Genomic DNA, 22,187 nt, shown 5'->3' with positions numbered 1-22,187 from the left:
TCACTTCTCCCAGCCCACGTTCTCGACCGGCTGCACACCGAACAGGTCAAGACCCACGTAGGGCTCGGGGGTCAGGTTGGCCAGACCCTTCTTGGTCGCGGAGATCGACGGACCGTTGTAGAGCGGGATGATGCCCCACTCCTTGTAGATCTCGGCCTCGAGCTTCATCGCGGCCTCGGTCTGCTTGACCGGGTCGGTGATCGACTCGATGTCCTCGTGGATCTTCTTGTCGGTCTCCTCGTTCTGCACGCCCGAGAGGTTCAGGCCCTGGTCCATGCAGTACAGCTGGCAGAACCATGCGGCGCCGAACGGGTCGGAGGAGGTGAAGCGCAGCCCCACGGCATCCCAGTTCTTCGAGTTGTAGTCGTCGGAGAACTTGTTGGACGGGCGGACGTCGATCTTCAGATCGATGCCGACCTCCTTCTCCATCTTCTGCATCGACTGCGCAAGCGCGGCCTGCGTCGGGTCATCGCTGAAGATGGGGTAGGTCACGGACAGCTTCACGCCGTCCTTCTCGCGGATGCCGTCGGAGCCCTTCTCCCAGCCGGCGTCGTCGAGGAGCTTGTTCGCGGCGTCCGCGTCGTACTTGTAGCCGGCCTCCTTGAGCGAGTTGCTGTAGCCCGGCTGGAACGAGAACAGCGTGAGCGAGCCCGCCGGGTCCTCCTCGTAGTCCAGGCCGTTCCACGCGATCTTCTTCTGCTGCTCGATGTTGATCGCCATGAAGAAGGCCTGACGCACGGCCACGTCCTGGAACTGCGGCTTCGTGGCGTCGACCTCGAGGATCGTGTTCGCCGTCTGCTGGGCGCGGTGGATCGTGATGTCCTTCATGTCCGCGACCTGCGCCAGGCGGTCCTTGGTGCCGACGCCGACCTGGTCGATCTCGCCGTTCTTGAAGGCGTTGATCGAGGCCTGCGAGTCCATCGCCGTGAAGGTGACCTCATCGAGCATGGGCTTGTCGCCCCACCACTTGTCGTTCGGCTTGAACGAGATGAAGCCCTTGTTGGCGTCGAACTTGTCGACGGTGTAGGGGCCCGCACCCCACTCGGCGTGCGGGTTGTCGATCATGCCGCTGTTGAAGGTCTCGGGATCGGCGAGCTTCGGGTGGATGACGCCGCCGTTGAACGGCATCTGCGGCCAGGCGAACTCGCCCTTGAAGGTGACGATCGCGGTCTTGGGCGTGTCGCCCTCGACGACCGACTCGATCTCCTTGTAGCCGTCCGTGGCGTTCGGGTGGAAGCCCTCGTCGTTGGAGCGACTGGCCTTCCAGGTGGCGTCGATGGCGGTCCAGTCCATCGGGGTGCCGTCGTTCCAGGTGGCCTTGTCGGTGAAGGTGAACGTGAGGACCGTCTTGCCGTCCTTGATCTCGTTCTTCCACTCCGACAGGTAGTTGTCGTTCTTGTACAGCGTGCCATCCGGCTTCATCAGGATGATCTGCGGCATGTACCAGGCGGCGAGCGTGGCGGTGCCGGCGCTGGCGTCCGTGTTGAACGCGTTCAGCTGCTCGGGGATCTCGCCGATCGCGAAGTTGACCGTCCCGCCCTGCTTGAGGTTCTCGCGGGGCTGGGGGTTGTAGTCCGCTGCCTGAGTCTTGGGCGCGTTGTCGCTGCCCTTGTCGCCGCCGTCACCGGTGTTGCCGGTGTTGGATGCACACCCGCTCAGTGCGAGTGCGAAAGCGCCGGTGATTGCCAGCGCTCCCATCAGCTTGTGCTGCTTCATGGTGCTCCTTTCGCCTTTCGGCGTGTCATTAGGGAGGTTAGTTCGCATGCGCCGAGGACGACGCCGGTGTGAGTGAATCGTGACTAACCGTTATCGGACGGTGACCGTACGGTCACCGTCCGATAACGAGTGTCGAATCCGTCACACCGTCGCGGGGCGCGTGCTCATGGTGTCGGCGTCGAAGATCATGCGCTGACGAGTGCGCTCGATGTCGGGATCGGGCACGGGGATGGCCGACAGCAGAGCCTGCGTGTACGGATGCTGCGGGTTCTCGAAGACCTCGTCCACATCGCCGTACTCGACGAACTCGCCCAGGTACATGACCGCGACGCGGTCCGCGATGTGGCGGATCACCGACAGGTCGTGAGCCACGAACAGGTACGACAGCCCCAGCTTGGCCTTCAGGTCGTCGAGCAGGTTGATGACACCCGCCTGGATGGACACGTCCAGCGCCGAGACCGGCTCGTCGAGCACGACGATCTTCGGGTTCGTCGACAGCGCGCGGGCGATGCCGATGCGCTGCCGCTGGCCGCCGGAGAACGCGCCGGGGAAGCGGTCCCGATGCGCCGGGTTCAGGCCCACCAGGTCCATCAGCTCGGCGACGCGGGCGTGCACCTCGTCCTTGTGCATCCCGATCGCGCGCATCGGCTCCGCGATGATGTCGGTGACGGTCATGCGCGGGTCCAGGGCGCCCATCGGGTCCTGGAACACGATCTGGATGTCGCGCCGCAGTTTGCGCTCGACCGACCTGCTGTGCAGGCCGTTCACGCTCGTTCCGGCGATGATGATGTCGCCGTCGGCCTGCTTCTCGAAGTCCATGATCTGCAGCAGCGTCGTGGTCTTGCCCGAGCCGGACTCGCCCACGATGGCCATGGTCTCGCCCTCGCGGACATCGAAGCTGATGCCCTTGACGGCCTGCACCTCGCCCACCTTGCGCTTGAACAGCGCACCCTTGAGCAGGGGGAAGGTCTTGACCATGTTGCGCACCTCGAGCGTGACCGCGCGATCCTCGCGCGGCGTCTGCGTGAGCGCGCTCTCGTGCACCTCGGGGGCGGGGTAGACCGGGAGCCCGCCGATGCGACCGTCGGAGTCGATCTCATCGGCGCGGATGCAGGCGGCCAGGTGCTCGTCGCCGGTGTCGGAGTGCACCGGCAGCAGGTCGGGCTCGCGTCGCACGCACGCGTCGATGGCGATCGGGCAACGGGAGGCGAAGGGACAGGCATCCGGCAGATCGATCAGCAGCGGCGGATTCCCCTTGATCGGGATCAGCGGCTCCTTCTCGGACTTGTCGACGCGCGGGATCGCGCCCAGCAGGCCGATCGAGTACGGCATCCGGGTGTTGTGGAACAGCTCGTGCGCTGGCGCGTGCTCCACCGGCTTGCCGGCGTACATCACCATCACGTCATCGGCGGTGCGCGCCACCACGCCCATGTCGTGGGTGATCATGATCACCGCGGCGCCGGTCTCGCGCTGCGCCTTCTCGATCAGGTCGAGGATCTGCGCCTGGATCGTCACGTCGAGCGCGGTGGTGGGCTCGTCGCAGATGATCAGGCGCGGGTTGTTGGCCATCGCGATGGCGATCACCACGCGCTGGCGCATGCCGCCGGAGAACTCGTGGGGGAACGACTTCATCCGCCGCTCCGGGTTGGTGATCCCCACCAGGGTGAGCAGCTCGAGGGCGCGATCCCAGGCGGCCTGCTTGGACAGGCCGCGGTGCACGGTGAGCGCCTCGACCAGCTGATCCCCGATGGTGAACACCGGCGTGAGCGAGGTCAGCGGGTCCTGGAAAACCATCGCCATGCCGTTGCCGCGGATCATGGACATCTGCTTGTCGGTCTTGCCGAGCAGCTCCTGACCCTCGAACTCGATGGACCCGGTGATCTTGGCGTTCTCGTCGAGCAGCCCCATGATGGCCAGTGAGGTGACGGACTTGCCCGAGCCGGATTCGCCGACGATGCCGAGCGTCTTGCCCGCCTCGAGGTCGAACGAGACGCCGCGCACGGCGTCGACCCGGCCCGCCTCGGAGGCGAAGCTGACCGTGAGGTCGCGGACGGAGAGGACGGTCTTCGTGATGGGGGTGCTCATGCGCGGCCTCCCGCCGCCGAGGTGGGATCGAGGGCGTCGCGCAGGCCGTCGGCGACCAGCGCCATCGAGACGGTCAGCAGGGTCAGCGCCAATGCGGGGAAGTAGAACTGCCAGGGCGCGCTGGTGACGGTGGCGGCGCCGTAGCCGATCAGCGAGCCGAGCGAGACGTCGGGGATCTTCACGCCGAAGCCGATGAACGACAGGCCGGTCTCGAGCATGACGGCGCTGACCACGCCGAGCGTGAAGTTGATCACCAGCAGCGAGCCGATGTTGGGCACCATGTGCCGCATCACGATCTTCATGCCCGACACGCCCATGTAGCGCGCGGCGTCGATGTACTCGCGCTCTCGCAGCGACAGGGCGAGCGTCCAGATGACTCGGGCCGGGAAGAACCAGCTGACGAAGATCATCGCGATCGAGATCACGCGCCAGTCGCCGCCGGCGTCGTTGGAGACGAGGGCGAGGATCAGGAAGGTGGGGACGACCATCAGGAAGTGGATGATCAGCAGGGTGATCCGTTCGACGATGCCGCGGAAGTAGGCCGCGGCCGTGCCGACGATCGCCGAGAGCGCGGTCACCCCGACCGACACCGTCACGGCGATCATCAGCGAGCGCTGCAGACCCACCGCGGTCTGGGTCCAGGTGTCGTTGCCGCCGGCGGTTGTGCCGAACCAGTGCTCGGCCGAGGGGCCGGTGCTGAGGTTGAGGAAGTCCTGGTCGTCGATGCTGTACGGGGAGGTCAGCGGGACGACGATCGAGTAGATCACCATCAGGATGAAGATCACCACGCCGGCCACGGCCGGCCTGTTGCGCATGAAGCGGCGCGTGTAGAGCGTCCACTTGCTCAGCTGCCTGGTGGGGATGCGCTCGGCGGTGGTGTCGGGGCCGACGGGCGGCTGCACTCCGGGGTCGATCATCTCAGTGCTCATCTCAGCTCACCCTCACTCGCGGGTCCAGAACGACGACGGTGATGTCGGCCAGCAGGGCGCCGATGGCGGTCAGCACGGCGCCGAAGGCGGCGACGGCGACCACGCCGTGGACGTCGTTCCCGTTGATGGTGGTCAGGAAGTAGCGGCCCATGCCCTGCCAGGCGAAAATCGTCTCGGTCAGGATGCCGCCGGTGAAGATCGCCGGGATCGAGAACGCGACCTGGGTGGCCACCGGGATCAGCGAGGTGCGCAAGGCGTGGCGGCGGATCGCCTGCGGCTTGGTGAGCCCCTTGGCCCGCGCGGTGCGCACGTAATCGGCGTTGATGTTGTCCAGCAGCAGCGTGCGCTGCAGGAAGTGCGTGCCGGCGTAGCCGGTGATGACCAGGGCGATCGTGGGCAGCGCCACGTGCTGGAGCGCATCTATCAGCACCGGGAAGAATCCGGTGACGCCCTCGGACGAGGAGCCGGTGACGTAGAAGACGCGCGTGTCGACCCACTTGTTGAAGTTGATCGCGAGGATGACCACGGCAAGTCCGGCCACGATGATGTTGATGTTCATCGTGACGATCGAGATGCCCTGCCAGATCCGATCCCCCAGCTTGTACTGGTGAGACGCGGTGTAGACGCCGATCCAGATGCCGAGCAGCGTCGCGATGATCGTCGCGCCCAGCACGAGCTCTGCGCTGACCCACATGCGGTAGGACACCTCGTCGTTGACCGAGCCGCCCGTGGGGCTCACGCCCCAGTCCCAGCGCAGGATGATGCCGGTGAACCAGGTCCACCACCGCTCGATCAGCGGGATGTTGGCGTCCAGGTTGCGGGGCCGCAGAACGTTGGTGATCTGCTCGGGGCTGAGGGGAGGTTTCCGGCCGACGTAGTTGCTTCGCGGATCGAGGAAGGACCAGGCCAGGAAGTAGGTGACGTTGGTCGCGACCACGATCATCAGCAGCCAGCCGAGTGTCCGGCGCACGAGATACTTGATCAAGGTGGTGATTCTTTCTCTTCTACAGCACGCGCGGGATCTGCCGACGCAACGCTGGGTCGGGATGACATTCAAGCACCATCCACCCGATAACGCACACCGGCAGCCCGGGCTGCTGTGACGGAGTCCTGTGCCGCATGGCACCCGATCGCAGGCGCCAGGGCAACTTCGCGAGACTATCACCGGTCCTGCGGAATGCAGGATTCCGGCCCGCTCTCGTAGACTTGCGGGAACCCCTCCGGCCGCACCAAGGACCACATGTCACCCCGCGCTCTCACTCCGCTCTCCCCAGCCGCGACGCCTGCTTCGCAGATCCGCAACTTCTGCATCATCGCCCACATCGACCACGGCAAGTCGACCCTCGCCGATCGGATGCTGCAGATCACCGGCGTCGTCTCCGACCGCGAGATGCGCGCGCAGTACCTGGACCGGATGGACATCGAGCGCGAACGCGGAATCACCATCAAGAGCCAGGCGGTGCGGATGCCGTGGGCCCTTCGCGGGCCTGGCTCGGAGACCGAGACGTTCGCGTTGAACATGATCGACACCCCGGGGCACGTCGACTTCACGTACGAGGTGTCGCGCTCGCTGGCCGCCTGCGAGGGCGCGATCCTGCTGGTCGACGCCGCGCAGGGCATCGAGGCGCAGACCCTCGCCAACCTGTATCTGGCGCTGGAGAACGATCTGACGATCATCCCGGTGCTCAACAAGATCGACCTCCCCGCCGCCGACCCGGACAAGTTCGCCAAGGAGCTCGCCGACCTGATCGGCGGGCGGCCGGAGGACGTGCTGCGCGTCTCGGGCAAGACCGGCGTCGGCGTCGAGGCGCTGCTGGACCGGATCGTCTCGGAGATCCCCGCGCCGGTGGGGGATGCCGACGCCCCTGCGCGGGCGATGATCTTCGACTCGGTCTACGACGCCTACCGCGGCGTGGTCACCTACGTGCGCATGGTGGACGGCCGTCTCGAACCGCGCGAGCGCATCCAGATGATGTCGACCAGGGCGACGCACGATCTGCTCGAGATCGGCGTCTCCAGCCCCGAGCCGATCCCCTCCCAGGGCCTCGGCGTCGGCGAGGTCGGCTATCTGATCACGGGCGTGAAGGACGTGCGCCAGTCGAAGGTGGGCGACACGGTCACCACGGCCAGGGGTGCGGCATCCGAGCCGCTCGCAGGCTACACCGACCCGAAGCCGATGGTGTTCTCGGGCATCTACCCGATCGACGGCAGCGACTACGCCGAGCTGCGCGAGGCGCTGGACAAGCTGAAGCTCTCGGACGCCTCGCTGCAGTACGAGCCGGAGACCTCGGTGGCGCTCGGCTTCGGCTTCCGCTGCGGGTTCCTGGGCCTGCTGCACCTGGAGATCATCACCGAGCGGCTGTCCAGGGAGTTCGGCCTGGACCTGATCACCACGGCGCCGAGCGTGATCTACGAGGTGACCACCGACACCGGCGAGACGGTGACCGTCACCAATCCGAGCGAGTATCCGGATGGACGCGTGGCGACCGTCTCGGAGCCGATGGTGAAGACGGCCATCCTGCTGCCCAAGGACTACGTCGGCACGGTGATGGAGCTGTGCCAGTCCCGTCGCGGCTCGCTGCTGGGCATGGAGTACTTCTCCGAGGAGCGCGTCGAGCTGCGCTACAACATGCCGCTCGGTGAGATCGTGTTCGACTTCTTCGACCAGCTGAAATCCAAGACACAGGGCTACGCCTCGCTGGACTACGAGCCGTCCGGCCAGCAGGAGGCCGACCTGGTGAAGGTCGACATCCTGCTGCAGGGCGAGAAGGTCGACGCGTTCAGCTCGATCGTGCATCGCGACAAGGCGTACAGCTACGGGACCATGATGGCCGAGCGGCTGCGCAAGCTGATCCCGCGCCAGCAGTTCGAGGTGCCGATCCAGGCGGCGATCGGTGCGCGCATCATCGCCCGCGAGACCATCCGTGCGATCCGCAAGGACGTGCTCGCCAAGTGCTACGGCGGTGACATCAGCCGCAAGCGCAAGCTGCTCGAGAAGCAGAAGGAGGGCAAGAAGCGCATGAAGATGGTCGGCCGCGTCGAAGTGCCCCAGGAGGCGTTCATCGCCGCCCTGTCGGGCGACGTCGAGAGCAAGAAGTAGCACATCGGCGGCAGGACCGGGCGGAACGTCGCGGGGACGCCGTTCAGGCAGGTCGCGTAGGGTTGGGAACATGCGTCGCGGGACATTCCGAGAAGGCACGGTGGACTACGCCGCGGTCGGGGCGACGCACGCCCCGGATCTCATGCAGTACCCGCCCGAGCACAGCACTCCCGCCGAGGAGTCGTGGCGCATCGGCAGCGGCGAGGAGCGTTTCCGCACCGCCGGTGAAGCGCTGCTGTCCTGGACCGCGCAGCGCGCGGCCGGACTGGAGCTGAGTGACGTGCGCCCGGCCGCGGGCGACACCTACACCGGCGTCAGCTTCGACGCGGACGGTGCCCCCATCGCGCCCAATCGCAGCGAGGTGGAGCAGCGCTTCGACGCCGAGGGCACGCCCTTCGTCGCGCCCGGCACCACGCTGAAGGTGCACGGGCGGGTCGGCGGCATGCGGGCGGATGCGGAGCTGCGGGTCATCTCGGTCACCGAGGAGCACCGTCGCATCGGCTTCGTGCTCGGCACCGTCGGCGGATCGGTGGTCAGCGGCGAGGAGTCCTTCGACGTGGACTGGCGCGATGACTCCGACGAGGTGTGGTTCACGGTGCGGGCCTTCGACACGCCGGCCTCGGTGCTGTACCGGCTGCCCGGCATGGTGAAGAGGCGCCGGCGCGAGCTGTTCGCGCGCTACCTGCGCGCCATCTCCCCGCTCTACGCGACACCGGTCTGATGACGGGACCGCTGCCGCTGGGAGACCCGGCGCCGCCTGACGGCCGGCTGCCCGCCGGCATCGTTCCGGATCCGTCGACGCCGTTCTCGGCCTACCTGCACGTGCCGTTCTGCCGGGTGCGCTGCGGATACTGCGACTTCAACACCTACACGGCCACCGAACTGCGCGGGGCGCGGCAGGACGAGTACGCCGACACGCTCGGCCTGGAGATCGAGCTCGCGCGCCGCGTGCTCGCCGAAGCGGGGCCGCTGCGTCCCCTCGACACGATCTTCTTCGGCGGGGGCACGCCCACGCTGCTGCCGGCAGGGGATCTGGCGCGGATGCTGCGCACGGTCACCGACGCGTTCGGCATCCGCGACGGCGCGGAGGTGACCGTCGAGGCGAACCCCGACACCGTCACCGCCGAGGTCGTGGACACGCTGGTGGATGCCGGCGTGAACCGTCTCTCGATCGGGATGCAGTCCGCGGTGCCGCACGTGCTGGCCGCGCTGGACCGCACGCACCGTCCGGAGAACGTGGCGACAGCGGTGCGCGCGGCGCGCGACGCCGGACTGGACGTGAGCGTCGACCTCATCTACGGGGCTCCCGGCGAGTCGCTGGACGACTGGGAACGGTCACTGGACGCCGCGCTGGAGCTGGAACCCGATCACATCTCGGCGTATGCGCTGATCATCGAGGACGGCACGAAGCTGGCACGGCAGATCCGCCGCGGCGAGGTCGCCGCGCCCGACGACGACCTGCAGGCCGACATGTACGAGCTCGCCGATCGGCGGCTCTCGGACGCCGGGTTCTCCTGGTACGAGGTGAGCAACTGGGCGCGCCCCGCGGCTGGTCCCGCGGGCAGGCCCCACGAGTCCCGGCACAACCTGGCGTACTGGCGCGGGCACGACTGGTGGGGGTTCGGGCCCGGTGCGCACAGCCATGTCGCCGGCCTGCGCTGGTGGAACGTCAAGCATCCGGCGGCCTACTCCCAGCGCCTCGCGCGGGGGGAATCGCCGGCCGCCGGGCGCGAGCAGCCGGACGCCGGTGCGCGCACCCTCGAGCGCGTGCTGCTGCAGAGTCGCCTGGCCGAAGGGCTTCCGATCGACGGCATCGCCGAGAGTCATCGCGGACGTGTGGCGGAGCTGATCTCGGACGGCCTGGTGGATGCGGCCTCTGCACTGCGCGACCGGCGCGTGCGCCTGACCCTGCGCGGGCGACTGCTGGCGGATGCCGTGGTGCGCGCCCTCACCGAGTGACGGGAGCCCCGCAGGCGGCAGAGGGTAGGATTGGCACTCAAGTGGTAGGAGTGCCAGCGGGAGGGATGATGGTCACAGAACGAGGGCTCGAGGTCCTCCGCGCGATCGTGCAGGACTACGTCGCCACCCACGAGCCGGTCGGCAGCAGGTCGATCGTGGACAGGCACGCCTTCGGCGTCTCGGCCGCCACGATCCGCAACGACATGGCGCAGCTCGAGGACGAGGAGCTCATCGTCGCTCCGCACACCTCGTCCGGTCGCGTGCCGACCGACAAGGGCTACCGCGTGTTCGTGAACCACCTCGCCAAGGTGCGCCCGCTTTCGACCGGTCAGCGCAACGCGATCGAGACCTTCCTGGCCGATCCCACGGACCTCGACGATCTGATGGCGCGCACGGTGCGCGTGCTCACGCAGCTGACCGGACAGGTCGCCCTCGCGCAGTACCCGTCGTTCGCGCGCGCCAGCATCACCCACATCGAGCTGGTGGCGCTCGCCCCCCACCGGATGCTGGTGGTGCTCGTCACCGATGCCGGCGGGGTGTCCCAGCGCATCGCCCCGCTGCCGATCGAGCTGGAGGAGGCCGATGTCGCCGTGCTGCGTGCGCAGCTCGCATCCCTCATCACCGGTCGCGCGGTCAGCGAGGCGGCCGACCGGGTGCAGGCGCTCTCCAGCACGGACCGAGCCGTCACCGCACCCAGGCTGCAGCCCGCGCTGCTCGCCCTGGCCGACGTCATCCGCGAGGAGCTCGCCGAGTTCCGGCAGGAGCGGCTGGTGATGGCCGGCGCCGCGACGCTCGCGAGGCGCGAGCAGGACTTCCGCGGCAGCATCCACCCGCTGCTGGAGGCGATCGAGGAGCAGGTGACGCTGATCCGGCTGATGAGCGAGATGACCACCGACGAGCACGGCCTGGCCACCAGCATCGGCACGGAGAACGCGCCGTTCGGGCTCGGCGAGGCGTCGTTCGTGGCCAGCAACTACGCGGCGCCGGGCGGGACGGCGCGCGTCGGGGTGATGGGGCCGACGCGAATGGACTATCCGAGCAACCTGGCCGCCGCCCGTGCCGTGGCGCGCTATCTGTCCCGGATGCTCGAAGAAGACGGAACCACCCGGTGACCCGGGTATCGGAAAGGTGAACGTGGCGGACCATTACGAAGTCCTCGGGGTGTCCCGGGATGCCAGCCAGGAAGAGATCAAGAAGGCCTACCGCAAGCTGGCCAGGCAGCTGCACCCGGATGTGAACCCGGGTGAGGACGCGTCCGAGCGGTTCAAGCTCGTCACGCACGCCTACGACGTGCTCGGCGACGAGGAGTCCCGCCGTCGCTACGACATGGGCGGCGACGAGAACGGCGCCGGGTTCGGCGGATTCGGCGGGTTCGGGGACATCTTCGAGACGTTCTTCGGCGCGTCCGGAGGCGGGCGGGCAGCGCGACCGAGATCGCGGCGCGAGCGGGGGGAGGACGCGCTGGTGCGTGTCGATCTCGAACTCGGCGACGTCGTCTTCGGTGCGCACCGCGACCTCGAGATCGACACGGCCGAGCTGTGCGAGACGTGCCAGGGCAGCTGCTGCCAGCCCGGCACCTCACCGGTCACCTGCGACGTGTGCGGCGGTTCGGGGCACGTGCAGCGACAGGTGCGCAGCCTGCTCGGCAACGTCGTCACGACGCAGCCGTGCGGGTCGTGCGAGGGCTTCGGCACGCGGATCGAATCGCCGTGCGGCGCGTGCGCCGGCCAGGGCCGCGTGCGCACCCGGCGTACGATCGGGCTCGACATCCCGGCGGGTGTGGAGACCGGCCTGCGCCTGCAGCTGCCGGGATCCGGCGCCGTCGGGCGCGCGGGCGGTCCGAACGGCGACCTGTACGTCGAGGTGACCGTCGCACCGCATCCGATCTTCAGCCGCGAGGGCGATGATCTGCTCGCCACGCTCGAGGTGTCGATGACGGATGCCGTGCTGGGCACCGCCACGACCATCGAGGGACTCGACGGCCCGGTCGAGCTCGAGCTGCGCGCGGGCGTGCAGTCCGGCGACGTGCTGACCATCGGCGGGCGCGGCGTCACCCCGCTGCGCGGCAGCCAGCGCGGCGACCTGCGGGTGGGCGTGCAGGTGGTGACGCCGACGAGGCTCGATGCGGCGCAGCGACGGCTGATCGAGGACTTCGCCAAGAAGACGAAGGCCCCCGCGCCCCAGCTGGCGCAGTTCCACCAGGGGCTGTTCTCCAAGCTGCGCGATCGCTTCCGCAGCCGCTGACGCGACCCCGAAGGAGCCGGCATGGCACTGCACTTCATCGTCCCTGACTGCACCGACGCCGCGGTCGGGGGATTGGTCACCCTGACCGGCACCGAGGCCAAGCACGCCGCCGTGGTGCGGCGGGTGCGCGTGGGGGAGGCCGTCACTCTCGGCGACGGCCGCGGCACGTGGCTGGAGGGTGCCGTCGAGGACGTGTCGGCGGCCGAGGTCATCGTGCGGATCGCGTCGCGCCACGTCGAAAGCGGCCCGGAGGCGCGCATCGTGCTCGTGCAGGCGCTCGCGAAGGGCGATCGCGACGAGCTCGCCGTGCAGGCCGCCTGCGAGCTCGGCGTCGACGAGATCGTGCCCTGGCAGGCGGCGCGCAGCGTGTCGCGCTGGGAGGGGCCGAAGATCGCGAAGGGGCGGGAGCGCTGGGCGGGCATCGTCCGCGAGGCTGCCAAGCAGGCGCATCGAGCGTGGGTGCCCGACGTGGCGCAGGTGGAGTCGACCGCGCAGCTGGTCGCCCGTGCTGCGGGCTCCCGGATGCTGGTGCTCGACCCCTGGACCGATGCCAGGCTCTCCGGCATCCGGGCGGACGGCCGCGACATCGTGCTGGTGGTCGGACCGGAGGGCGGTATCGCGCCCGACGAGCTGGAGCGGCTGGAATCCGCCGGCGCCGAGCGCGTGCGCCTGGGCGAGACCGTGCTGCGCACGTCGACGGCGGGGCCGGCAGCGATCGCCGCGCTCTCGGTGGCACTGGGGCGCTGGTGACGGTGGGCCGCTGGCGAGGTGGGCCGCTGGTGACCGTTGGCAATTAGACTGAGTCGCATGACAGAGCCCTCGATCTTCACGCGGATCCGGAACGGGGAGATCCCCGGGGAGATCGTCGCGCAGACCGACCGGGTCTTCGCGATCCGCGACATCAACCCGCAGGCACCGCTGCACGTGCTCGTGATCCCCCGGACCGAGCAGTATCGCGATGTCACCGAGCTCGCCGCGGGCGATCCGGCCCTGATGGCCGAGATGGTCGCCCTGGCCAGCCGGATCGCGACCGATCACGCCGACGGTCAGTACCGGCTGATCTTCAACAACGGCGCCCGTGCCGGTCAGTCCGTCTTCCACGTGCACGCGCACGTGCTCGCGAACATCGAGGAGAGCAAGCTCGTTGGACTCTGACGATTCGTCCCCGCAGTTCCCGCCCCGTCCGGAGCGCACCGAGCGCATCTATGCCGACGGTGTCGCCATGGTGCAGCTGCTCGGTCCGCAGGATCGCCTGCTGAAGATGCTGGAGCAGCAGCATCCGGACGTGCAGGTGCTGGTGCGCGGCAACGAGATCAGCCTCGGCGGTGCGGATGCCGACATCCAGGCCGCGCGCCGGCTGGTGGAGGAGCTGCTGGAGCTGACGCGCTCCGGTCACGATCTGGTGCCCGGCGATGTGGAGCGCTCCGCCCGCATGCTGCGCCGTGATGATGGGCCGCGCCCGAGCGAGGTCCTCGGCGAGGCCATCCTGTCCACGCGCGGCAGGGTGATCCGCCCCAAGACGCAGGGACAGAAGGAGTACGTCGACGCCATCGAGGAGAACACGATCGTGTTCGGCATCGGTCCGGCCGGAACGGGCAAGACCTATCTCGCGATGGCGAAGGCCGTGCAGGCGCTGCAGCGCAAGGAGGTCGAGCGGATCATCCTGACCCGGCCCGCCGTCGAGGCGGGCGAGCGGCTCGGGTTCCTGCCCGGTTCGCTCACCGACAAGATCGACCCCTACCTGCGTCCGCTGTACGACGCGCTCAACGAGATGATGGATCCCGAGATCGTCCCGCGGCTGATGGCCACCGGCACGATCGAGGTGGCGCCGCTGGCTTACATGCGCGGGCGCACGCTGAACAACTCGTTCGTCGTGCTCGACGAGGCGCAGAACACCACGCCCGAGCAGATGAAGATGTTCCTGACCCGCCTCGGGTTCGGCACCAAGATGGTCGTCACCGGCGACATCACGCAGGTGGATCTGCCGCAGGGCGCGTCCGGGCTCCGGTTGGTCACGCGCGTGCTGGACGGCATCGACGACATCCACTTCTCCCGGCTGACCAGCGACGACGTGGTCCGTCACTCGCTGGTGGGCCGCATCGTCGACGCCTACAGCGAGTACGACGAGCAGCGCACGGCCGCCCGGTACGAGCGCGAGCAGGCGCACGCCTTCGCGAACCGCGCCGACCGGCGAGCGGGCATGCGCCCGAGCCTTCGTGACCGCAAGCCGAAACGAGGCCTGGAATGATCGAGATCAACAACGAGTCGGCGATCGAGGTCGACGAGACGGTGCTGCAGCGGCTCACCGCGTTCAACCTCGCCGAGCTGCACGTGAGCCCGGATGCCGAGGTCGCGATCGTGCTCGTGGACGAGGGTGCCATGGAGGCCCTGCACGTGCAGTGGATGGACGAGCCAGGACCCACCGACGTGCTGAGCTTCCCGATGGACGAGCTGCGTCCCGGAACGCCCGACCGGCCGACGCCGCCGGGGCTGCTCGGCGACATCGTGCTGTGCCCGCAGGTGGCCGAGGCGCAGGCGCAGACGGCCGGCCACAGCCTGATGGACGAGCTGATCCTGCTCACCACGCACGGCCTGCTGCACCTGCTGGGCTTCGATCACGCCGAACCCGACGAGGAGCGTGAGATGTTCGGGCTGCAGAAGTCGCTGATTCAGGGATTCGCGCACGCCGAACGCCGCCGATGACACCGGCGATCCTGCTCGCGGCGGCCGTGCTGCTGGTGGCGTTCGGCGGCCTGATGGCCGCGGTGGATGCCGCCTTCTCGGTGACCTCGAGCGGAGATCTCGAGGAGCTGGCGTCCGAGGGGCGCAGCGCTGCGGCGCTGCAGGGGATCGCCGCCGATCCCGACCCGCACGTGAACTCCGTCGCGTTCATGCGCGTGCTGTCCGAGACGACCGCCGCCGTGCTGGTCACCGTCGCGCTGGACTCCCTGCTGCCGAGCATCTGGTGGGCGATGCTAGCCGCGGCGGTGCTGATGACCGGCATCACGTTCGTGCTGGTGGGCGCGAGCCCGCGCTCGTTCGGACGGCTGCACGCCGCGGGCATCCTGCGTGCCTGGGCGCCGACGGTGCGCGGCGTGCGCGTGCTGCTCGGACCGCTCGCCGAGGCGCTCGTGCGCGCCGGGCGGCGCGTGACACCCGGAGGCGGACGCAGCAGTTTCGCCTCGGAGGAGCAGCTGCTGAGCATGGTCGACGAGGCCGCCTCGAACGACCTCATCGAGGCGGACGATCGCGATCTGATCCACTCGGTGTTCGACTTCACCGACCAGTTCGTGCGCGCGGTCATGCTGCCGCGCACCGAGATGCTCACCGTCGACGCGGCGGCAACGACCACCCAGGCGATGGAGCTGTTCCTGCGCAGCGGTGTGTCGCGGATGCCGGTGGTGGACGACGACGCCGACGACGTGGTCGGGGTGCTGTACCTGAAGGACCTCGTGCAGTTCGCCTACCGCGACGAGAGCTCGTGGCGGGGCGCTCCGGTGCGGCCGATCGCCCGTCCGGCCGTGTTCGTGCCCGAGTCCATGCGGGCCGAGAGCCTGCTGCAGCAGATGAAGCGGGACGCCGTGCACGTGTGCATGGTGATCGATGAGCACGGCGGCATCTCGGGCCTGGTCACCCTGGAGGATCTGATCGAGGAGCTCGTCGGCGAGATCGCCGACGAGTACGACCGCGGTCCGGCCGAGGTCGTGGACCTGGGCGGCGGACGGTACCGGGTCAATTCGCGGCTGCCGCTGGAGGACGTCGGCGGCCTGTTCGGCCTGGAGCTCGAGGACGAGGACGTCGATTCGATCGGCGGCCTGCTGGGCAAGGCGCTCGGGCAGATCCCGCAGCCGGGAGCCACGGCATCCGTCGACGGGCTGGTGCTCACCGGCGGGGCGTCGCGCGGGCGCGGGCGCGGACTGGCCACGGTGTTCGTGGAGCGGGCGGCCGAGCAGCTGCCACTGGACGGTGACCGAGATGGAGGGCAGCGGGATGAGTGAGCAGACGCGCAGCGGATTCGTGACGTTCGTCGGACGGCCGAACGTCGGCAAGTCCACGCTGACGAATGCCCTGGTGGGGGAGAAGATCGCGATCACCAGCGAGAAGCCGCAGACCACGCGGCGCGCGATCCGCGGCATCCTGAACCGGCCGGACGGGCAGCTCGTGATCGTCGACACCCCCGGCATCCACAAACCCCGCACACTGCTGGGCGAGCGCCTGAACGACCTGGTGGAGCAGGTGCTGGGCGACGTGGACGTGATCGGGTTCTGCGTGCCGGCGACCGAGAAGGTCGGCCCGGGCGATCGCCGCATCGCGGCGTCGCTGGACGGCTACCCGCGCGCGAAGAAGGTGGCGATCGTCACCAAGACGGATGCCGCGGACAAGGACGACATCATCGAGCGGCTGATGGAGGTCGACTCGCTGCGTGAGGACTGGGCGGCCGTCATCCCGCTGTCGGCGCTGGGCGACGGGACGCTCGGCCCTGAGCAGCTGGACGTGCTGGCCGACGAGATGCTCAAGCTCATGCCAGTGGGGCCGCGGCTGTACGAGGAGGGCGTGGTCACCGACGAGTCCGACGATGACCGCATCGCCGAGATCATCCGCGAGGCCGCGCTGGAGGGCGTGCGCGACGAGCTGCCGCACTCCATCGCCGTGGTGGTCGACGACGTCGAGCCCCGCGAGGACAGCGACCTCACCGATGTGTACGCGTCCATCGTGGTCGAGCGCGACAGCCAGAAGGCCATCATCATCGGGCGCAAGGGGTCGCGGCTGCGCGATGTCGGCGCCGCCGCGCGCGCGGGGATCGAGGAGCTGCTCGGCACACGCGTGTTCCTCAAGCTGCACGTGCGCGTGGCCAAGGAGTGGCAGCGCGATCCGAAGCAGCTCGGCCGCCTGGGCTTCTGAGATGAGCGCGCCGCTGCGGACGGCCAGGCGATGGGTCGCCCCCGGACCCGGCGAACCGGCCACCTGGCGTCTCGAGGAGCACGAGGTGCCCGAGCAGGGGCCGGGCGAGGTCACCATCCGCGTGCATGCCGCCGGGGTCAATCCAGCCGATGCCAAGCACGTCGCCGTCCCGCGTCCGGGCGTGGAGTTCCCCACGGTGATCGGCTACGAGGTCTCCGGCGTCGTCACCGCCGTGGGGCCGGACACGCGCATCGTCACCGGAGCAGTGTCGGTGGGGGACGAAGTCATCGCGTTCCGGGTGAGCGGCGGGTACGCCACCGAGCTCACCGTTCCGGCGCAGAAGGTGCTGCGCAAGCCGGCTGCCCTGACGCACGCCCAGGCGGCGAATCTGCTGCTGGCGGGCTCGACGGCATCCGCGATGCTGCACGCGGTCGACGCGCGCCCGGGGGAGACGCTGCTGCTGCACGCGGCCTCCGGTTCCGTCGGCGCGAGCGTGCTGCAGCAGGCCGCAGCGCGCGGCATCCGGATCATCGGCACGGCGAGCCCGTCCCGCTTCGAGGCGGTGCGTCGCTTCGGCGGCATCCCGGTGGAGTACGGCGACGGCCTGACCGACCGCATCCGCGCGGTGATGGCGGATGCCGCTGTCGAGACGATCGACGCCGCCCTGGATGCCGCGGGGACGGCCGAGGCGACCGAAGCATCCCTCGCTCTCGTCGGCGACCGGCACAGGATCGTCACGATCGTCTCGCCGCGGGCCGCGGCCGAGCACGGATTCCAGGCGAGCTCCGGCTCGGACCCCGAGACGGCGCGGTTCCGCGACGCGGCGCGCGTGCGACTGGTCGGGGCCGCCGAACGCGGCGATCTCGTCGTGCCGATGGCGCGGGAGTACCCGCTCGCGCAGGCGCCGGAGGCGCTGCGCTTCCTCGCGGAGGGGCACCCGGGCGGGAAGATCGCTCTCATCCCCTGACGCCGCCTGGGGGCGCAGGGTGAGCATTCTGCCAAACGTGGTGCTAGCATCGATGCATGCCTCTGGGCGGTCTGCTTCTTCTTCGCTGCCGTGACGAGTCCTGATCATCGGGCCTGATTCGTCGCGGCGCTCGTGTTGGCCTGAGCACGTTTTCTGACAGAGAAGCAGCCCCATCATGAAGAACAACCAGAAGCCCTCTTCGATGCCGGTTCACAAGTACCGGCCGTTTCACGAGCAGATCCGCGTCGACCTGCCGGACCGCACCTGGCCCTCGCAGCGCATCACCGAAGCGCCCCGCTGGTGCGCGGTGGACCTGCGCGATGGCAATCAGGCGCTCATCGACCCGATGTCGCCCGAGCGCAAGCGCGTGATGTTCGAGCTGCTCGTGAGCATGGGATACAAGGAGATCGAGGTCGGCTTCCCGTCGGCCAGCCAGACCGACTTCGACTTCGTGCGCCAGCTGATCGAAGAGGACCTGATCCCCGACGACGTCACGATCCAGGTGCTGACCCAGTGCCGTGAGCACCTGATCGAGCGCACCTACGAGGCGATCGCGGGGGCCAAGCAGGCGATCGTGCACTTCTACAACTCCACGAGTGTGCTGCAGCGCGAGGTGGTGTTCCGCTCCGACCGCGAGGGTGTCAAGCAGATCGCTCTGGAGGGCGCCCGGCTGTGCCGCAGGCTGGAGAAGACCGTTCCCGGCACCGAGGTGTACTACGAGTACTCGCCGGAGAGCTACACGGGCACCGAGCTGGAGTACGCCGTCGAGGTGTGCAACGAGGTGATCGCGGTGCTCGAGCCCACGCCCGACCGCAAGGTGATCATCAACCTGCCCGCCACGGTCGAGATGGCCAGCCCCAACGTGTACGCCGACTCGATCGAGTGGATGAACCGGCATCTGGCCCACCGCGAGAACGTGATCCTGTCGCTGCATCCGCACAACGACCGCGGCACGGCGATCGCCGCCGCCGAGCTCGGCTACCTGGCCGGTGCCGATCGCATCGAGGGATGCCTGTTCGGCAACGGCGAGCGCACAGGCAACGTCGACCTGGTGGCGCTGGGGATCAACCTGTTCACGCAGGGCATCGACCCGCAGATCGACTTCAGCGACATCGACCAGGTCAAGCGCACCGTCGAGTACTGCAATCAGCTGCCCGTGCCCGAGCGCAGTCCGTGGGCGGGGGACCTGGTGTTCACCGCGTTCAGCGGCTCGCACCAGGACGCGATCAAGAAGGGCTTCGAGGCGATGGCAGCGAAGGCCGAGGCAGAAGGCGTCACGGTCGACGAGATCGAGTGGGCGGTGCCCTACCTGCCGGTGGACCCGAAGGATCTGGGCCGCTCCTACGAGGCCGTCATCCGCGTCAACTCGCAGTCCGGCAAGGGCGGCGTCGCCTACCTGCTCAAGACCGACCACGCGCTGGATCTGCCCCGCAAGCTGCAGATCGAGTTCTCGGGCGTCGTGCAGGCGAAGACGGATGCCGAGGGCGGCGAGGTCACCAGTGACCAGATCTGGTCGATCTTCACCGACGAGTACCTGCCCGCCGATCAGGACGACGCGAAGTGGGGCCGGTTCGAGCTGCTGGGCACCCAGACGCGCAGCGACATGACCGGCGAGGTCTCGCTGGATGTCGTGCTGCGCGACGGTGAGGAGCGGATCGCGACGGCCGGAACGGGCAACGGACCGATCGCTGCGTTCATCGAGATCCTGCGCGAGCGCGGCTTCGACGTGTCGCTGTACGACTACGTGGAGCACACCATGTCCAGCGGCGGCGACGCGCAGGCGGCGGCCTACGTCGAGCTGCAGGTGGACGACCACAGGCTGTGGGGCGTGGGCATCGACGGCGACATCTCGACCGCGTCGCTCAAGGCGATCGTCTCGTGCGTGAACCGCTCGATCCGCACCCGCGAGGCCCAGCTCGTCGACGCCTGAAGCGTCGGTCTGGTGGCCCTGGGTCGCTGAGCCTGTCGAAGCGTCGGTCTGGTGGCCCTGGGTCGCTGAGCCTGTCGAAGCGTCGGGTCAGGGCTTGATGATCGGGATCATCCCGGTCTCGGTCGCGACCTTGCGGCGGTAGAGGCGGCGCTGCTCCGGCAGCGACACGTCGTAGATCACGGCGAGCACGCGGATGATCGCCGTGACGACGATGCCCAGCACCGCGGCCAGGGTGATGCTCATCCCGAATGCGTGCGCGGTCACGATGAAGGTGCACCCGACTCCCGCGGCCACCGCATACAGCGAACCGACGTGCATGATGGCCACCGGCAGTCCCATCAGCACGTCGCGCAGCACGCCGCCGCCGACGGCCGCGCACACGCCGATGAAGACGGCGGGAACCGCCGGGATGCCGAAGGCGATCGCCTTGCTGACGCCGAACGCGCCGAACATGCCGATCACCACGGCATCCAGCACCACGATGAACGTGTTGATCCGGTTGAACACACCCGCCAGCAGCATCCCGAGCAGTGCGGCGCCGCCGGCGGTGATCAGGTACCAGTTGTTCTGCAGCGTGGCCGGCGGCTGCCCGATCATCAGGTCGCGGATGAGTCCGCCGCCCATGCCGATCATGATGCCGATGATGGCCACACCGAGCCAGTCGAGCCGGCGCTCGCCCTGGAAGCCCGAGGCGAACATGGCGCCCTGGATGCCGCCGAGGCCGACGCCGAGCAGATCCGCCCACAGCGGGATGATGAAGGTCGGTTCGCTCACACCTCCATTGTCGCCTGCCCGGGGGATAATCGAGGGGTGCCCACCTACCGAGACGAAGCGGTGATCCTGCGCACCCACAAACTGGGTGAGGCGGACCGCATCGTCATCATGCTCTCGCGACGCAACGGCAAGATCCGTGCGGTGGCGAAGGGCGTGCGGCGCACCTCGTCGAAGTTCGGCTCCAGGCTGGAGCCGTTCATGGTCGCCGATGTGCAGCTGTACCAGGGCCGGTCGCTGGACATCGTGCAGCAGGCCGAGTCGCTGGGGGCTTACGGCGCGGAGATCGCGGTGGACTACGAGCGCTTCACGGCGGCCAGCGCCATGGCCGAGACCGCCGACCGGCTGAGCGAGGCCGAGACCACCACCGAGCAGTATCTGCTGCTGGTGGGCGGACTGCGGTCGCTCTCGCGCGGGGAGCATGCCGCGCGCAGCATCCTGGACTCCTATCTGCTGCGCGTGATGGCGCTGTCTGGGTGGGCGCCGGCGCTGGAGGACTGCGCGCGGTGCGGGGTGCCCGGTCCGCACACGCACTTCGGCCCGCAGCTGGGCGGCACGGTGTGCGATGACTGCGCCCCGGTGGGGAGCCCGCGCATCTCGGCATCCACCCTCACGCTGATGCGTGCGCTGATGAGCGGCGACTGGGCGACGATCGACGCAGCGGCTCCCGGAGATCTGGCCGCGGCTTCGGGCACGATCTCCGCATATGTGCAGTGGCAGCTGGAACGCGGCATCCGCTCGCTCGAGCATGTGTCCACCCCGAGGATCGGAGCCCGGTGACGCCCAAGCCGTACACGCACAAGGATGCCGTGCCGTTCCGGCCGCTGGACTGGACCGGCGCGCATCCGCCGCAGTTCCCCGTGGTGCCCGAGCACGTCGCGATCGTCATGGACGGCAACGGACGCTGGGCGAACCGCCGGGGCCTGAGCCGCATCGAGGGGCACAAGGCGGGCGAGGAGGTGCTGCTCGACGTCGTCGCCGGCGCCATCCAGGCGGGGGTCAAGCACCTGTCGGTCTACGCGTTCTCGACGGAGAACTGGGCCCGCTCCCCGGACGAGGTGCGGTTCCTGATGGGCTACAACCGCGACGTGCTGCACCGCCGCCGCGACCAGCTGAACGAGTGGGGCGTGCGCGTGCGCTGGGCAGGGCGCAAGCCGCGGCTGTGGGGCTCTGTGATCAAGGAGCTGCAGTTCGCCGAGCAGCTCACGCGCGACAACGACGTGCTCACGCTGACGATGTGCGTCAACTACGGCGGGCGGGTCGAGCTGATCGACGCCATGCGGGCGATGGCGGAGGATGTGCGCGCCGGGCGTCTGAAGCCCAGCGCGATCAACGAGAAGCAGCTGCAGAGGCACCTCTACATCCCGGACATGCCCGACGTGGACCTGTTCCTGCGCAGCTCGGGGGAGCAGCGCACCTCGAACTTCCTGCTCTGGCAGTCGGCGTACGCCGAGATGGTGTTCCTGGACACGCTGTGGCCGGACTTCTCCCGCGAGGAGCTGTGGCGCGCGATCGGCATCTACCTGTCCCGCGACCGCCGGTTCGGCGGCGCGGTCGACGCACCGGACGACTCGGGCTAGCAGC

General features: G+C 68.8%; 20 protein-coding genes. 15 read left to right on the top strand and 5 right to left on the bottom strand.

Translation table 11 applies throughout. The features are described from left to right. From Q9R19_RS07220 to Q9R19_RS07205, 4 genes are all read right to left on the bottom strand, one after another. The gene (locus Q9R19_RS07220) at positions 1-1,716 is read right to left on the bottom strand and encodes an ABC transporter family substrate-binding protein (RefSeq protein ID WP_311255634.1); all 1,716 of its coding nucleotides are present in this window, start codon (positions 1,714-1,716) and stop codon (positions 1-3) included. Between the two features lie 141 nt (positions 1,717-1,857). Continuing rightward, positions 1,858-3,801 (bottom strand): ABC transporter ATP-binding protein, encoded by a 1,944-nt coding sequence (locus Q9R19_RS07215; protein WP_311255633.1) that lies wholly within the window; start codon positions 3,799-3,801, stop codon positions 1,858-1,860. Next, entirely contained in the window at positions 3,798-4,730 is a 933-nt protein-coding gene (locus Q9R19_RS07210) for an ABC transporter permease (RefSeq protein ID WP_311255632.1), read from the bottom strand. Before Q9R19_RS07210 ends, Q9R19_RS07215 begins: the two co-directional genes overlap by 4 nt. A gap of 1 nt (position 4,731) precedes the next feature. Then, positions 4,732-5,715, bottom strand: a complete 984-nt coding sequence (locus Q9R19_RS07205; protein WP_311255631.1) for an ABC transporter permease — start codon at positions 5,713-5,715, stop codon at positions 4,732-4,734. Positions 5,716-5,970: 255 nt separating this feature from the next. Here Q9R19_RS07205 and lepA point away from each other — a divergent pair, with 255 nt between their 5' ends. The 13 genes from lepA (at position 5,971) to leuA (ending at position 19,832) form a co-directional block, all read left to right on the top strand. Continuing rightward, on the top strand, positions 5,971-7,830 hold the full coding sequence (gene lepA, locus Q9R19_RS07200; RefSeq protein WP_311255630.1) for a translation elongation factor 4: 1,860 nt from the start codon (positions 5,971-5,973) through the stop codon (positions 7,828-7,830). Between the two features lie 70 nt (positions 7,831-7,900). Continuing rightward, the gene (locus tag Q9R19_RS07195) at positions 7,901-8,551 is read left to right on the top strand and encodes a DUF1990 family protein (RefSeq protein ID WP_311255629.1); all 651 of its coding nucleotides are present in this window, start codon (positions 7,901-7,903) and stop codon (positions 8,549-8,551) included. Next, positions 8,551-9,789: a radical SAM family heme chaperone HemW gene (gene hemW, locus Q9R19_RS07190; RefSeq protein ID WP_311255628.1), complete on the top strand. Its 1,239-nt coding sequence runs from the start codon at positions 8,551-8,553 to the stop codon at positions 9,787-9,789. The genes Q9R19_RS07195 and hemW overlap by 1 nt, the downstream gene beginning before the upstream one ends. Positions 9,790-9,857: 68 nt before the next feature. Beyond that, positions 9,858-10,901, top strand: a complete 1,044-nt coding sequence (gene hrcA / locus Q9R19_RS07185) for a heat-inducible transcriptional repressor HrcA (RefSeq protein WP_311255627.1) — start codon at positions 9,858-9,860, stop codon at positions 10,899-10,901. A 22-nt stretch (positions 10,902-10,923) separates the two neighbouring features. Further along, positions 10,924-12,033, top strand: a complete 1,110-nt coding sequence (dnaJ, locus tag Q9R19_RS07180; protein ID WP_311255626.1) for a molecular chaperone DnaJ — start codon at positions 10,924-10,926, stop codon at positions 12,031-12,033. A gap of 21 nt (positions 12,034-12,054) precedes the next feature. After that, a complete protein-coding gene (locus Q9R19_RS07175) occupies positions 12,055-12,783 on the top strand; it encodes a 16S rRNA (uracil(1498)-N(3))-methyltransferase (RefSeq protein WP_311255625.1) in 729 nt (242 codons plus the stop codon). A gap of 57 nt (positions 12,784-12,840) precedes the next feature. Next, positions 12,841-13,188 carry an HIT domain-containing protein gene (locus Q9R19_RS07170; RefSeq protein ID WP_311255624.1) on the top strand — a complete coding sequence of 116 codons (348 nt, stop codon included), beginning with the start codon at positions 12,841-12,843 and terminating at the stop codon, positions 13,186-13,188. A 67-nt stretch (positions 13,189-13,255) separates the two neighbouring features. Next, positions 13,256-14,281 carry a PhoH family protein gene (locus tag Q9R19_RS07165; protein WP_311255894.1) on the top strand — a complete coding sequence of 342 codons (1,026 nt, stop codon included), beginning with the start codon at positions 13,256-13,258 and terminating at the stop codon, positions 14,279-14,281. Continuing rightward, on the top strand, positions 14,278-14,736 hold the full coding sequence (gene ybeY, locus Q9R19_RS07160; protein ID WP_311255623.1) for an rRNA maturation RNase YbeY: 459 nt from the start codon (positions 14,278-14,280) through the stop codon (positions 14,734-14,736). The genes Q9R19_RS07165 and ybeY overlap by 4 nt, the downstream gene beginning before the upstream one ends. Continuing rightward, complete coding sequence (locus tag Q9R19_RS07155; RefSeq protein WP_311255622.1) at positions 14,733-16,031, top strand: hemolysin family protein; 1,299 nt, start codon at positions 14,733-14,735, stop codon at positions 16,029-16,031. Before ybeY ends, Q9R19_RS07155 begins: the two co-directional genes overlap by 4 nt. Continuing rightward, entirely contained in the window at positions 16,024-16,935 is a 912-nt protein-coding gene (era, locus tag Q9R19_RS07150; RefSeq protein WP_311255621.1) for a GTPase Era, read from the top strand. Before Q9R19_RS07155 ends, era begins: the two co-directional genes overlap by 8 nt. Position 16,936: 1 nt before the next feature. Beyond that, positions 16,937-17,902, top strand: coding sequence for an NADP-dependent oxidoreductase (locus Q9R19_RS07145; protein WP_311255620.1), 966 nt, complete (start codon positions 16,937-16,939; stop codon positions 17,900-17,902). Positions 17,903-18,077: 175 nt separating this feature from the next. Further along, on the top strand, positions 18,078-19,832 hold the full coding sequence (gene leuA / locus Q9R19_RS07140) for a 2-isopropylmalate synthase (RefSeq protein ID WP_311255619.1): 1,755 nt from the start codon (positions 18,078-18,080) through the stop codon (positions 19,830-19,832). Between the two features lie 87 nt (positions 19,833-19,919). Here the strand turns inward: leuA and Q9R19_RS07135 are convergent, their stop codons facing one another. Next, positions 19,920-20,606, bottom strand: coding sequence for a TRIC cation channel family protein (locus tag Q9R19_RS07135; protein ID WP_311255618.1), 687 nt, complete (start codon positions 20,604-20,606; stop codon positions 19,920-19,922). Between the two features lie 36 nt (positions 20,607-20,642). On the opposite strand from Q9R19_RS07135, the gene recO reads away from it, so the two are divergent. Together recO and Q9R19_RS07125 are read left to right on the top strand one after the other, a co-directional pair. After that, a complete protein-coding gene (gene recO, locus Q9R19_RS07130; protein ID WP_311255617.1) occupies positions 20,643-21,383 on the top strand; it encodes a DNA repair protein RecO in 741 nt (246 codons plus the stop codon). Next, on the top strand, positions 21,380-22,183 hold the full coding sequence (locus Q9R19_RS07125) for an isoprenyl transferase (RefSeq protein WP_311255616.1): 804 nt from the start codon (positions 21,380-21,382) through the stop codon (positions 22,181-22,183). The genes recO and Q9R19_RS07125 overlap by 4 nt, the downstream gene beginning before the upstream one ends. Positions 22,184-22,187 lie beyond the last annotated feature (4 nt).

The sequence above is a fragment of the Microbacterium sp. ARD32 genome, assembly GCF_031844385.1.
GTDB lineage: Bacteria > Actinomycetota > Actinomycetes > Actinomycetales > Microbacteriaceae > Microbacterium.
Note: the sequence above shows the minus strand (reverse complement) of the source record. Positions and strands in the feature narration are given on the sequence as shown.